Annotated in this window: 1 protein-coding gene; it reads right to left on the bottom strand. The window is 36.6% G+C overall.

Features of this window, described 5'->3' with window-relative positions:
* On the bottom strand, positions 1-500 hold a 500-nt coding region (locus tag Q0997_RS20320; protein ID WP_299892559.1), incomplete at both ends, for a hypothetical protein.

The following is a 500-nucleotide window of genomic DNA, read 5'->3' as shown; positions in this document are numbered from 1 at the left end:
AATACTCCAGTTGTTAAACCTGTAAAAGTTATAGAACCAGGAGAGGTTTCTAATTGCCAAGGAGCTCCTGGTGGAGGAGGAGGTATAGTACCATCATAAATAGCAAAATAGAAAGGACCAGAACCAGCCAATGTAGTATTTACTGTAACAATAGCTTCTCCTCCTATAGTAGGATCACAATCAGCTGTTGTATTAATAACAATGTCTAAATCTGTTGGTGGAGAAGCGACTAATACATCTTGTATTAATACAGAACAACCATTAGCATCTACCACATTAATTTGATATAATCCGAAATCTACAACATCAAAACTAATAGATGTAGAACCTGAGGCATTATTTTCTGTAACATCATAACCGTTAGTTCCTGTAACATTATAGTCGTAAGGAGCAGTTCCACCAGTTACACTATCCACAATCACTGATCCTTGAGATACACCTCCAGCAGTACAAGTAATAGGTACTGTAGAATAATTAACAACAATAGGATCTGGTTGAGA

The sequence above is a fragment of the uncultured Lacinutrix sp. genome, from assembly GCF_947500325.1.
Classification (GTDB): Bacteria; Bacteroidota; Bacteroidia; order Flavobacteriales; family Flavobacteriaceae; genus Lacinutrix.
This window is presented reverse-complemented; position numbering and strand designations above follow the sequence as displayed.